Origin of the sequence: Limnohabitans sp. G3-2 (assembly GCF_002778275.1) — a bacterium.
Classification (GTDB): domain Bacteria; phylum Pseudomonadota; class Gammaproteobacteria; order Burkholderiales; family Burkholderiaceae_C; genus Limnohabitans_A.
In genome coordinates this window covers 36,366-49,267 of record NZ_NESG01000004.1, presented here as the reverse complement: position 1 = coordinate 49,267, position 12,902 = coordinate 36,366, and the positions used below count along the sequence as shown (strand labels likewise).

Sequence of the window (12,902 nt, the reverse complement as noted above, 5' to 3'; positions counted from 1 at the left end):
CCGCATCATTTCCAATGGAGACCTGTATGACTTCACGACGTTCCGTATTGACCCAAGGCGCTGCACTGTTGGGCGCCACTTCCACCGGTTTGTTGGTGCCGCAAAGTGCCCAAGCGCAAAGCGGCAAGATCCGCGTGGGCTTCATGCTGCCCTACACCGGCACTTTTGCCCAACTGGGGGTGGCCATTGAGAACGGCGTGCGCATGGCCATCAACGAGCAAGGCGGCAAGCTGGGTGGCCGCGAAATCGAATGGTTCAAGGTGGACGACGAGTCCGAGCCCTCCAAAGCCATCGAAAACGCCAACAAGCTGGTGCAACGTGACAAGGTCGATGTGCTGATCGGCACCGTGCACTCGGGCGTGCAAATGGGCATCCACCGTGTGGCCCGCGAAAGCGGCGTCATCAACCTGATCCCCAACGCGGGCGTGCACATCGCCACCCGCGCCCAATGCGCCCCCAACGTGTTCCGCACCAGCTTTTCCAACAGCCAGCCCACCATGGCGCTGGGCGAAGCCATGGTCAAGCGCGGCCACAAAAAGGCGGTCTGGATCACCTGGAAGTACGCCGCAGGCGACGAAGCCTTCGAGGGCTTCAAAGAGAGCTACACCAAGGCGGGCGGCACCATCGTGAAGGAATTGGGCTTGCCCTTCCCCAACGTCGAGTTCCAGGCTCTGCTCACCGAAATCGCGGCGCTCAAGCCCGACGCGGTGGCCTGCTTCTTTGCAGGTGGCGGTGCGGCCAAATTCTTGCGCGACTACGCCGCTGCCGGCCTCAAGGGCAAGATTCCGCTGTACGGCTCGGGCTTCCTGACCGAAGGCGTGCTGGACGCCGCAGGCCCAGCGGCCGACGGTGTCTTGACAACCCTGCACTACGGTGACGGCATCGAGACCAAGCGCAACAAAGAGTTCCGCTTGAATTACGCCAAAACGTTCAAGATGCAGCCCGACGTGTACGCCGTGCAAGGCTACGACACCGGCTTGCTGCTGGTGCAAGGCGCCAACGCCGTCAAAGGCGATGTGAGCCAAAAGGCCAACATGATCAAGGCCATGGAAGTGGCCGTGATCGACAGCCCACGCGGCAAGTGGACCATGAGCAAATCGCACAACCCTGTGCAGGACATCTACCTGCGCGAAGTCTCGAGCAAAGAGAACAAAGTCATTGGCATTGCGGCCAAGGCATTGGCCGATTCCGGCGCGGGTTGCCGCATGTAAACTGCAGGCGCTTGTTGCTGGGGCTTGCCCCACAGCCATCCGCTTGCCAGCCGTGACACGGCGGATTTCGGTCCGCCGTTTTTGATGGCGCTTGGCTTCAGGGCTTGGGGCTGCGTGCCCCTCCTCCATTCAAACTGTGATCCCGATGGACTTTGTGAATTTTTTGATCCAGCTGCTCAACAGCGTCCAGTACGGGCTGCTGTTGTTCATGCTGGCAGCGGGCCTGACGCTGATCTTCGGCATCATGGGCGTGGTCAACCTGGCGCACGGCAGCTTTTACATGCTGGGGGCTTACCTGGCCTGGTCACTCGCTGCGCAGCTGGGCAGCTTCACATTGGCCATCATCGTGGGCACAGCCTTGTCGGTGGCCTTTGGTCTGCTCATCGAGCGTCTGCTGTTTCGCCACTTCTACCACCGCGACCACTTGGACCAGGTGTTGCTCACGTTCGGTTTGATTTACGTGTTTGAAGAGCTGCGTTCCATGATCTGGGGCGACGACGTGCACGGCCTGCCCGTGCCCGAGCTGCTGGCCGCGTCCATTCCCCTCACCGACAACCTGTCCTACCCGGTGTACCGCCTGTTCATGTCGGGCGTGTGCCTGGTGCTGGCGCTGGGTCTGTACCTGCTGATTTCCAAAACCCGTTTGGGCATGAAGATCCGTGCCGGCGCCTTCAACCGCGAGATGACCGAATCGCTGGGCGTGAACATCAAGCTCATCCACTCGGTGGTGTTTGCACTGGGCATTGGCCTGGCCTCGATCGCCGGCATGATCGCCGCGCCTGTGTCCAGCGTCTACCCCAATATGGGCTCACAGGTCTTGATCATGTGCTTTGTGGTGGTGGTGATTGGTGGCATCGGCTCGGTGCGCGGTGCTTTGATTGCCGCCTTGCTGGTGGGCCTGGTCGACACTTTTGGCAAGGTGCTGCTGCCCCAAGCCTCGGGCATGCTGGTGTATGTGCTGATGGCCGCTGTGCTGCTGTACAAACCTGAAGGCTTGTTCAAGCAATGAAAAAGACCCGAACATGAGCACGCCCCAACTTCATCTTGAAACCCTGCCGCGCAGCATCCAGTTGGTGATGGTGCTGGGTTTCGCGGCGCTGGCCGCATTTCCCTTTGTCGGAACCGACTTCTACACGGCCATGGTCGTGCGCATGATGATCCTGGCCATCTTGGCCATGAGCCTCGATTTACTCCAAGGCGTCACGGGCCTGGTGTCGCTGGGCCATGCGGCCTACTTTGGCTTGGCCGGTTATGTGCTGGCTTTTGTCACGCCGCAAAACGAGCCCATCGGCTTGTTCACCAGCTTGCCGCTGGCCGTAGGAGGCGCTGCGCTGGCGGCCTTGGTGATTGGCTTTTTGGTGGTGCGCACGCACGGCATCTACTTCATCATGGTGACCATGGCCTTTGCGCAGATGATTTTTTACATCTTCTTTGACAACAAGGCGCTGGGCGGCTCGGACGGTTTGTTCCTGAACTTCCGCCCCGATGCGGGCGTCATCGATCTGGAAAACAAGCGGGTGTTTTATTACTTCACACTGGGCTGCTTGGTGGCGGTGTATGTCTTCTTGCGCCGCCTGCTCTGGAGCCCCTTTGGCCGGGCACTGTCGGGCATCCGCGTGAACGAGCACCGCATGCGGGCGCTGGGCTTCAACACCTTCAGCCACAAGCTGGCGGCCTTCACGCTGGCCGGGGCCTTGGCGGGCCTGGCCGGCTATTTGTGGGCCGCGCAAACCGGTTTCGTGAACCCCGAGCTCATGGGCTTTCACATGAGTGCACACGCCATCATGATGGTCATTTTGGGGGGTATGGGCAATTTTGCAGGGGCCATTGTGGGCGCCTTCAGCTTTGAGTATTTGCTGCATGTGTTCAAAGATTTGCCCGATGTGGGCGGCTTCAAAACCGGCAAGCACTGGCAGATGTGGATGGGTTTGTTCATCGTGGCGCTGATCATCTTTGCGCCCAAAGGCATTTTGGGCCTGATCAACCGCGCTTTCGGCAGCCCTACAGGCAAGGAGGCGGGCCATGACTGAGCGTCAAGTCTTGTTGTCCGCACGCGCTTTGACCAAGCGTTTTGGCGGCTTGGCTGCCGTCAGCGACGTCTCGCTGGATCTGTGGCTCGGTCACATCCACGCCGTCATCGGACCCAACGGCGCAGGCAAGTCCACGCTGACCAACCTGCTCTCGGGCGACCTGCCGCCCACCAGCGGCAGCATCTCTTTGGGCGAGCACCCCATCAGCGGCTGGACGCCCGAAAAAATTTCACGCCACGGGCTGGGCCGCAGCTACCAAAAAACCAACATCTTCAGCACCTTCAGCGTGTGGGACAACGTGCGCTTGGCCGCGCAATCGCGTGTGCAGCCCTCCCCCTTCAACCCCTTGGGCTGGTTGCAGAGCGCTGCCCGCATGCAGGCGGTGAATGCGCGGGCCGAGCGCGCCATGGAACTGGCCGGGCTGCAAGAGCGCCGCCACGCCCAAGCCGGGGCCACCAGCCACGGCGAGCAACGCCAGCTCGAAATCGCCATGACGCTGGCCACCGAGCCTCGGGTTCTGTTGCTCGACGAACCGCTGGCGGGCATGGGCCAAGCCGAGGCCGAGCGCATGGTGCAGCTGCTGCTGCGCCTCAAACAAGAACACGCCATCTTGCTGGTAGAACACGACATGGACGCCGTGTTCACGCTGGCCGACCACCTCACCGTGATGGTCAACGGTCAAGTGATTGCGAGCGGCACGCCTGCGGCGGTGCGCGCCGATGCGGGTGTGCAGGCAGCCTACTTGGGCGAAGAAGTCGGCGAGGAGCATTGAGATGAGCGATGTGTTGATCCAGGCCCAAGACCTGAACACCTATTACGGCGCGAGCCACATCTTGCGCAACGTGAACTTTTCTGTCGGCCGTGGCGAAACGATTGGCCTCATGGGGCGCAACGGCATGGGCAAAAGCACCTTGCTCAAAACCCTCATGGGCATCGTGCCGCCGCGCACAGGCACGGTGGACATCAAGGGTCAGCGCATGAACGCTCGCCCCACTTTTGAAGTGGCACAAATGGGCATCGCCTACGTGCCCGAGGGCCGGGGCATTTTCGGGAACCTGAGCGTGGTGGAAAACCTGCAAATGGCGGCACGCCCCGGCACCCAAGGCCAACGCGACTGGACTTATGAGCGCGTGCTCGAGACCTTCCCGCGCCTCAAAGAACGGCTGGGCCACGGCGGCCAGCAACTGTCGGGCGGCGAGCAGCAAATGCTCACCATCGGCCGGGCGCTCATGACCAACCCCGATGTACTCATCCTCGACGAAGCCACCGAAGGCCTGGCCCCACTGATCGCCCGAGACATCTGGCGCATCTGCAGCCTGATCAAAGAGAGTGGCATCAGCGCCATCATCGTCGACAAGAACTGGAAACACGTCACCCAGATCACCGACCGCAACATCATCCTGGTCAAGGGACAAGTGGTGTTCGAAGGCTCGTCACAAATCCTGCTGGATGACCCGAGCGTGCTGGAGCAGCATCTGGGCGTTTGAGCCTCATCAAAAGTCTGTGGGCGCCCTTCCACAAAGTGGTCTTTGTGGGAGACCGCCCCTGCGGCCGAATCGTTACGGGGCCACAGCAACCATTCGCGAGCAGGGGCTCGCTCCCACAAAGAGATCAGCGCAGGTCCGCCCACAAAGTAGTCTCAGTGGGAGGCCGCCCCTGCGGCCGAATGTTTGCGGGGCCACAACAACCATTCGCGAGCAGGGGCTCGCTCCCACAAAAGAGATCAGCGCAGGTCCACCCACAAAGTGGTCTTCGTAGGAGCCTTCCACAAAGGGGTCTCCGTGGGAGGCCGCCCCTGCGGCCGAATGTTTGCGGGGCCATCGACCCGCGCCATCACAGCAAAGGCCGCAAGGCCCGCGCCGCCTCGAGCAGCAAGGGCAGCCACTTGCGCTGCACAGAGGCTTCACTCAACTGCTCGGCCGTGCCCACCACATTCAGCGCGGCCAGCGTGCGGCCCTGCATATTGCGCAGAGGCACCGCCAGCGCATGGATACCGAGTTCATGGCCGTCGCGGGCCAAGGCATGGTCGTCTTGGCGAACCTTTTCAATCAGCCCTTTGAACCGGGTCACACCCACCTCGGTTTGCGGCGTGATGCGGGCCAACTCCCGGCCTTTGAGCCACACCAGAAAGTCTGCCTTGGGCAGATTGGCCAGCAAGACCTGCCCGGTGGAGGTGGCGTGGGCGGGCAACCGAGCACCCAGGTGCAGGCCATAGGCCAAGTGCCGCACCGGCTCGGCCACGCCGGCGCTGCGGGCCACGATCACGCACTCATCGCCATCGAGCACCACCGCGCTGAAAGCCGCCTGCGTCTGCGCGGCCAACAGGTTGAGGGTGGGCTGCAGCGTTCTGGGCAGGCGTGAAGTGGCCATGTAACTGCCCGCCAAACGCAGCACCCGCGCCGACAACCAGTAGTGCGAGCCATCGGTCTCCAGATAGCCCAACTCGGTCAGCGTGAGCAAATGCCGACGGGCCGAGGCCCGCGTGATGCCCGTTCGCTGCGCGGCCAAGGTGGCATTCAAGCGCTGGCGCTCGGTGTCAAAAGCCTCGAGCACCGCCAAACCTTTGGCCAAACCTTCGATGTAATCTGCTTTGGCAATCGTCATGGTCAACTCAATAAAGTGTGCACGAGCCCCCGCTCGCAAATGTTGGCAGTGGTGTCTCAACCCTTCGCGAGCAGGGGCTCGCTCCCACAAAAAACGCCCCAAAGGCCTTCGGGTCTTTGTGGGAGGCCGCCCCTGCGGCCGAATGACTGCACTGGTATCTCAACCCTTCGCGAGCGGGGGTTCGCTCCCACAAAAAACGCCGCAAAGGCCTTCGGGTCTTTGTGGGAGGCCGCCCCTGCGGCCGAATGACTGCAGTGGTGTCTCAACCCTTCGCGAGCAGGGGCTCGCTCCCACAAAAGATGCCCCAAAGGCCTTTGGGTCTTTGTGGGAGGCCGCCCCTGCGGCCGAATGATTTGCGCGATCATCGCACAAAAAACCACCTTATCGCACAAATTCGAACGCCACACCCCTCTGTCACAGGGCCGGCCCTCTAAGCTGGCCGGCATTGCCAAAACCGATTCCAGGAGACACCCATGAGCACCACCCGCACCCAAGTCGCCATCGTCGGCGCAGGCCCCTCCGGCCTGCTGCTGGGCCAATTGCTGTTCAAGGCGGGCATCGACGCCATCATCGTGGAGCGCCAAAGCCCCGACTACGTGCTCTCGCGCATCCGCGCAGGCGTGCTGGAGCAAGTGACCATGGACCTGCTGGACGAAGCCGGTGTGGGCCAGCGCATGCACCAAGAAGGTTTGGTGCACACGGGCTTTGACCTGTTGTTCAAAGGCGCACGCCACCGCGTCGACATGGACCACCTCACCGGCGGCAAAAAAGTGATCGTGTACGGCCAGACCGAAGTCACCCGCGACCTGATGGACACCCGCCAGGCAGAAGGTTTGCCCACGGTGTACGAGGCAGGCCATGTGCAGGTGCACGACTTTGACAGCCAAAAACCCCGCGTGACCTACGAAAAAAATGGCCAGCTGCACACCATCGAATGCGACTTCATTGCGGGCTGCGACGGTTTTCATGGCGTGTGCCGCGCCAGTGCCCCCAAAAGCGCCATCAAGGAATACGAGAAGGTCTACCCCTTTGGCTGGCTGGGCGTGCTGTCGGACACACCGCCCGTGCACCACGAACTGATTTACGCCAACAGCACCCGCGGTTTTGCCTTGTGCTCGCAGCGCAGCGCCACGCGCAGCCGCTACTACCTGCAAGTGCCCACCACCGACAAGGTCGAGCAATGGTCGGACGACGCCTTCTGGACCGAGTTGCGCCATCGTCTGGACCCCGAAGCCCGCGAGCACTTGGTGACAGGCCCGAGCATTGAGAAAAGCATCGCCCCGCTGCGCAGCTTTGTGACCGAGCCGATGCGCTTCGGCCGCATGTTCTTGGCAGGCGACGCCGCGCACATCGTCCCGCCCACCGGCGCCAAAGGCCTGAACCTGGCCGCCACCGACGTCAAGTACCTGTCCACCGCATTCATCGAGTTTTATGCCGACAAAACCGATGCCGGCATCGACGCCTATTCAGAGCGCTGCCTGCGCCGCGTTTGGCGCGCAGAGCGCTTCAGCTGGTGGTTCACCAGCCTGATGCACCACTTCCCAGAAAACGGCGACATCGGCCAGAAGTTCCAAGACGCTGAACTCGACTACCTGATCCACAGCGAAGCGGGCTCGCGCACCATGGCCGAAAACTATGTGGGCTTGCCACTGAATTTCGGCGAGTAAGCCGCTGCGTTCTGCTGCACCTGCGAGCGAGCGCTTGCCGAGCCTCTTCCCACATTCGCGAGCAGGGGCTCGCTCCCACAACACGCCGTTGAAGGCTTTGTGGGGGGGCTCTCACTCAACGCTCAATATCAAATCTCCGTGGGAGGCCGCCCCTGCGGCCGAATGAATCCTCCACCACGGCTACCCTTCCCGAGCAGGGGCTCGCTCCTACAAAACGCGCAGCTCGCGACCGCAGGGGATGTGGGATGCCTTTGCGTACGCGGGGGGCTTTTACAATCGGGGCACCATGAGCACCACCAAACCCCTGCGCGGCACGCGCGTCTTGAGTCTTGCCCTGAACCTGCCCGGCCCCGCAGCCCTGATGCGTTTGGCGCAAATGGGCGCCAGCTGCACCAAGGTCAACCCGCCTGCTGGCGACCCGATGCAGCACTACACGCCCAGCGGTTACGAGCTGATGCACCAAGGCGTCAAGCACCAAACGCTGGACCTCAAGACAGAAAAAGGTCAGGCCCAGTTGCACAAGCTCTTGACCAAGACCGACGTGCTGCTCACTTCATTTCGCCCTTCCGCCCTGAACAAATTAGGGTTGGGCTGGAAAGCTCTGCACAAGCAATACCCCGCACTCAGCCTGATCGAAGTGGTGGGCGCACCCGGCCCCTTGGCCGAAATTCCTGGCCACGACCTCACCTACCAAGCCGAGGTGGGTTTGGTCAATGGCATGGACCTGCCGCCCAGTTTGTTCGCCGACATGGGCGGTGCGTTGATGGCCAGCGAGGCCACGCTCAAAGCCGTCATCACCCTCAAGACAAGCGGCCAAGGCACCCGCCATGAGGTGGCTTTGTCAGAAGCGGCCGCTTGGCTGGCACTGCCCCGCCAGTTGCGCATGACCACACCCGATGGCGCTGTGGGTGGCGCACACGCGGGTTACCGCATTTACGCCTGCAAAAACGGCCGCGTGGCCGTCGCGGCGCTGGAGCCGCACTTTGCCATGAGCCTGTGCGCAGCAGCGGGCATTGCACTGGCGCATCCGGTCAAAGACCTCTTCAAGCCCGCCACACGCCAGGCCATTGAAGCTTTCTTGGCCAGCCAAACCCGCGCCCAGCTCGACAAACTGGCCACGGCCAAAGACATCCCGCTGATGACCCTGCCGCTCTGACGGTGTCGCGGTAGGCGCGGCGCCCTTGCCGCGCTGGGTTTTCACAGAGCGGCGCTCAGTCCGGCAAAGGATCGGGCAAACGCTTCAAGGTGCGCAGCTTGGACGCGGTGATGAGCGCCGCCTGCAGGAAAAAACCGGCCACCACACACCAAAGACTGACGGAGACCGGAAAGCTCACCCCCACCACGCCCCCCAAAGCGGCGCCCAAAGGCCGCGCGCCGGTGCTGACCACAATGTTGATGGACGAGACCCGCCCGATCATGGCGCGGGGGGTCACCGTTTGACGCAAGGTGGTTGAAGTGATCACCCAAATGATGGGACCCGCGCCAAACAAGAAATACGAGAGTGCCGCCAACCAGCCCTGGGGCCAAAAAAGCGTCAGCGCCATCGTCAGCGCTGCCAGCACCGAGAAATAAGGCCCGAGCAATGTGGCCTGCCCAAAGGGCAGCAGCCTGACCACGCGGGGCGCCAGCAAAGACCCCAAGATCATGCCCACGCCATAACAAGCCAAAGTCACGCCCACGCCGCTGGCGTCCAAACCTAAATCGTTGATGGCGTACGGCACGTAGGCGGCTTGCAGCATGAACCAAGAAATGTTCCAGACGATGGAACAAAACATCATGGGGCGCAAATAGTCACTGCGCCACACCCACTTGGCCCCGTCTTGCAATTCCAGCAAAGGGTGCCTGTCGGGCATGGCGGCCCGGGTGGGTTCGGTGATGCCGCGCAGGCACAACACCGCCACCACCGACAACATGCCCGACAGCACAAATGCCGCAGACGCGCCCGTCCATGCAATCAAGGCGCCGGCCAAGGCCGGGCCTGCGGCAAACGCCGCACTGCGCGCCAACTCGAGCCGACCATTGGCCTGGGCCAAGGCATCGACCGGCACCAAGGCCGGCACCAAAGATGGCGCAGCCACACTGAACGCCACGGTGCCCACCGCGGCCATGAAACCCAGCACCGCCAAAGCCGCAATCGAAACCTGACCCGCGACGATCAAACCCAACAGCAGCAGCAAGGCCAAAGCCCGCAGCGCCTCGGCCAAAGCCATGAGGCGCGTGCGCGATGTGCGGTCAGCCAGCAGCCCCAAGGGCATGGCCAGCAACAAAAAAGGCAAGGACTGGATGGACGCGAGCAAGCCGATCTCGCCCGGACCGGCCTTGAGCAAGAGCACGGCCACGATCGGCACAGCCGCCAAGCTCAGCTGCTCCGCCGATTGGGCCAACAAATTCGACCAAGCCAATCGCTTGAAAGATGCGGAAAGTGGAAGCGTCATAAATGCCTTGAGGTTTTGTGCATCGTACAAGGACGGAGACAGCCAACGAGACCCCCCTCATCAGCCATCGCTCGCGCCAAGCACGCACATGTCACCTTGGTTGCTCAAGCCGCGTCAAACGCGCACAGCTTGGGGGTCTCCACCCTTGAAGGCCCCCCGAGAATGCGGTTGAATGACAGCATCCATGCAACGTGCACCGCACAAACAGGAGTTGCCATGCCTCATTTATTCCGTCAAGGCCTTTGGGCCGCAGCCCTGTTGGCTTTGGCCAACCCTTCAGCGCAAGCGCGTGTCACACGCATCGTGATCGACGACACCCGCCCTGTGGCAGCTGTTCCAGGCAAACCGGCTGGCATCGCGTACGAGCAGGTCGCGGGACGCGCCTTTGGTGAACTCGATCCAAAACTCGCCCAAAACGCCATCATCCAAGACATTGAGTTGGCCAAAGATGCCGACGGCAAAGTGCGCTACATCGCCTCTTTTGTCATCTACAAACCGGTGAACCTGAAAGACGCCAGCGGCCTGATGTGGCATGACGTGCCCAACCGCGGACGTGTGTTCCCCTATGCCGAGCAAGAGTTCGCCAACGGTGACATCGGTCTGGCCAGTGCATGGCAAGGCGACAATGCCGGTGCCACGGCGGTCAAGCCCCAAGCCACCATCAACGGGCTGCAGTTTTTGCAGTTGCCTGTGGCCAAAAACGCCGACGGATCCAAAGTCTCTGGACAAGTTTTTGCACGCATCGTCAACCGCTCAGGCCCTGGCTCTCAGCCGCTCATGGTGCAAACCAACCCCGTGCCTTACAAACCCGCCAGCTTGGACACCGGCAAAGCCACGCTGGTCTCACGCGGGCGCGAAAACATGAACGGCGAAGTGTTTGACGAACAAGCCATCGCGCCCACCGATTGGGCCTGGGCCAAATGCGATGCGCAAAACCCCTTTCCGGGCACACCCGACCCCACACAGATTTGCCTGAAAAATGGCTTTGACGCGAAACGCCTTTACCAAGTGGTGTTCACGGCCCAAGACCCTTATGTTTTGGGTATTGGCTTTGCCGCTTGGCGCGATGTGGCGGTGTTCTTCAAACACGCCAAAGCCGACGACAGCGGCACACCCAACCCGCTGGCCAATGCTGTCACGCACAGCATTGCACGGGGCGTATCGCAATCGGGCAACTACCTGCGGGGCTGGCTGCACCTGGGCTTCAACCAAGACGAAGCGGGCAAACAGGTGCATGAAGGTTTGTGGCCCATCATCGCAGGCCGCCGCATCGCCCTCAACTTCCGCTGGGCGCAACCCGATGGCGTGTTGGAGCTTTACCAAGCGGGCAGCGAAGGCCCGCAGTGGTGGCTGCCCCACCCCGACCCCGTGCGCGGCACGCCTGCCGCAGGCATCTTGGACCGCTGCACCCAAACGCGCACCTGTCCAAAAATCATGGAGCACTTTGGCTCGGCCGAAGTCTGGGCTTTGAAACTCACGCCTGAGTGGATTGGGACAGACGCCAAGCAAGACCTGCCGCTGCCACCGAACGTGAAGCGTTATTACATTGCGAGCAGCAACCACGGTGGCGCAGGGGGTGGTTTTGACTCCAGCCTGCCTGGCGTCGGGCTGCCCAAAGAAGGGCCTATGTGCCCCGGCAACAACTTTGGTCAAGGCCTTTTGCCCGCCAACCCTGTGCCGCACAAAGAAACCGTCAATGCGTTGCGCGTCCACTTTCGCAACTGGGTCATGAAAGGCACAGAGCCACCCGCCAGCCAATTCCCGACTTTGGCCAAAAACCAACTGGCCATCGCAGAAAAAACGGCATTGGGATACCCCACCTTGCCCGGCCTGCGCCCCACAGTGCCCGAGCGTGACTTCATCATGCCGGTGCACGACTACGACTGGGGCCCTGGCTTCAAGGCGGTAGATGGCTCGGGTGTGCCCACGAATGCCCCGCCCAAAATCAAACAAGTGTTGCCCATGTTCGCCCCCAAAGTGGATGCCGATGGCAACGAATTGGGTGGCCTGCCCGTGGTGTTGCTGGATGCGCCGCTGGGCACCTACCTCGGCTGGAACGTGACCGCCGATGGCGCACGCCCATTTCACAAAGGCGAAATTTGCAACTACGTGGGCGGCATGGTGCCCTTTGCCAAAACAGCGGCCGAGCGCCAAGCCAACGGCGACACCCGCCTGTCGCTGCAAGAGCGCTATGGCTCACACGATGGTTATGTACAAGCCGTGGTGAAAGCAACAGAACGCGCCATGAAAGCGGGCTTTTTGTTGAAAGACGATGCACAAGCCCTGATCGAAGCTGCCGCCAAGAGCGCCGTTCTGCGTTAAGACTGCACTCGGGCTTTGCCTGTTACCCTCCAAGCCAGCCTTGGAGGTCTCATGCAACACCCACCCCACCCCGTCGCCAAACCATCTGCCGAAGAAATGCAACAGTTGGCGCTGCTGCGGCAGCTGCGCAGAGCCCATCGACAGCAACTGGCCATCGCGCCAACCCTCATCCCGGAGCACATGGCTGCACGGCCACTGACGCGGGGTCAGCGATTGGCAGACGGCGTGGCGGCGACCATTGGGTCTTGGCGTTTCATCGTGTTGCAAAGCTCGGCCATCGCCATCTGGATCACGGGCAACGTGCTGGTGGGGCAAAACGCCTGGGACCCTTACCCCTTCATCCTGCTCAACTTGCTGCTGTCGTTTCAGGCGGCCTACACAGCACCCGCCATCATGATGAGCCAGAACCGGCAGTCAGAGCTGGACCGCAGGCATGCGCAAATCGATTACGAGATCAATGTCAAAGCAGAGCTGGAGATCGAACTTCTGCACAACAAGATCGACATCTTGAAAGAGCAAGAACTGTTGAGCCTGACCCAAGCGGTGCGGGAACTCAGCGCGCAAGTCAAGGTGTTGACGTCCCAAGCCCACGCTCGCCCTTGAGTGCATCGGTGCGTTGATGCACTGACGCCC

General features: G+C 61.7%; 11 protein-coding genes. 9 read left to right on the top strand and 2 right to left on the bottom strand.

Translation table 11 applies throughout. From position 1 onward, the window contains the following. The first annotated feature begins 26 nt into the window (after nt 1-26). The 5 genes from B9Z31_RS06800 (at nt 27) to B9Z31_RS06780 (ending at nt 4,728) form a co-directional block, all read left to right on the top strand. Nucleotides 27-1,211, top strand: coding sequence for an ABC transporter substrate-binding protein (locus tag B9Z31_RS06800; protein ID WP_100118821.1), 1,185 nt, complete (start codon nt 27-29; stop codon nt 1,209-1,211). A 145-nt stretch (nt 1,212-1,356) separates the two neighbouring features. Next, on the top strand, nt 1,357-2,220 hold the full coding sequence (locus B9Z31_RS06795; RefSeq protein WP_100118820.1) for a branched-chain amino acid ABC transporter permease: 864 nt from the start codon (nt 1,357-1,359) through the stop codon (nt 2,218-2,220). Between the two features lie 13 nt (nt 2,221-2,233). Further along, the gene (locus B9Z31_RS06790; RefSeq protein ID WP_100118819.1) at nt 2,234-3,241 is read left to right on the top strand and encodes a branched-chain amino acid ABC transporter permease; all 1,008 of its coding nucleotides are present in this window, start codon (nt 2,234-2,236) and stop codon (nt 3,239-3,241) included. Beyond that, on the top strand, nt 3,234-4,013 hold the full coding sequence (locus B9Z31_RS06785; protein ID WP_100118818.1) for an ABC transporter ATP-binding protein: 780 nt from the start codon (nt 3,234-3,236) through the stop codon (nt 4,011-4,013). The genes B9Z31_RS06790 and B9Z31_RS06785 overlap by 8 nt, the downstream gene beginning before the upstream one ends. A 1-nt stretch (nt 4,014) precedes the next feature. Next, on the top strand, nt 4,015-4,728 hold the full coding sequence (locus B9Z31_RS06780; RefSeq protein WP_100118817.1) for an ABC transporter ATP-binding protein: 714 nt from the start codon (nt 4,015-4,017) through the stop codon (nt 4,726-4,728). Nucleotides 4,729-5,074: 346 nt separating this feature from the next. On the opposite strand, the gene B9Z31_RS06775 is transcribed toward B9Z31_RS06780, so the two are convergent. Beyond that, nucleotides 5,075-5,845 (bottom strand): IclR family transcriptional regulator C-terminal domain-containing protein, encoded by a 771-nt coding sequence (locus B9Z31_RS06775; protein WP_100118816.1) that lies wholly within the window; start codon nt 5,843-5,845, stop codon nt 5,075-5,077. A 473-nt stretch (nt 5,846-6,318) separates the two neighbouring features. On the opposite strand from B9Z31_RS06775, the gene pobA reads away from it, so the two are divergent. Both pobA and B9Z31_RS06765 read left to right on the top strand, forming a co-directional pair. Then, nucleotides 6,319-7,512 (top strand): 4-hydroxybenzoate 3-monooxygenase, encoded by a 1,194-nt coding sequence (gene pobA, locus B9Z31_RS06770; RefSeq protein WP_100118815.1) that lies wholly within the window; start codon nt 6,319-6,321, stop codon nt 7,510-7,512. 286 nt (nt 7,513-7,798) lie between these two features. Then, complete coding sequence (locus B9Z31_RS06765; RefSeq protein WP_100118814.1) at nt 7,799-8,668, top strand: CoA transferase; 870 nt, start codon at nt 7,799-7,801, stop codon at nt 8,666-8,668. A 55-nt stretch (nt 8,669-8,723) separates the two neighbouring features. Here B9Z31_RS06765 and B9Z31_RS06760 read toward each other — a convergent pair whose 3' ends face one another. Beyond that, nucleotides 8,724-9,947 carry an MFS transporter gene (locus tag B9Z31_RS06760; protein WP_100118813.1) on the bottom strand — a complete coding sequence of 408 codons (1,224 nt, stop codon included), beginning with the start codon at nt 9,945-9,947 and terminating at the stop codon, nt 8,724-8,726. Between the two features lie 216 nt (nt 9,948-10,163). Between B9Z31_RS06760 and B9Z31_RS06755 the strand changes: the two genes are divergently transcribed. After that, nucleotides 10,164-12,269: an alpha/beta hydrolase domain-containing protein gene (locus B9Z31_RS06755; protein WP_100119115.1), complete on the top strand. Its 2,106-nt coding sequence runs from the start codon at nt 10,164-10,166 to the stop codon at nt 12,267-12,269. A gap of 51 nt (nt 12,270-12,320) precedes the next feature. Continuing rightward, nucleotides 12,321-12,872 carry a DUF1003 domain-containing protein gene (locus B9Z31_RS06750; RefSeq protein ID WP_199174454.1) on the top strand — a complete coding sequence of 184 codons (552 nt, stop codon included), beginning with the start codon at nt 12,321-12,323 and terminating at the stop codon, nt 12,870-12,872. The last annotated feature ends 30 nt before the right edge of the window (nt 12,873-12,902 follow it).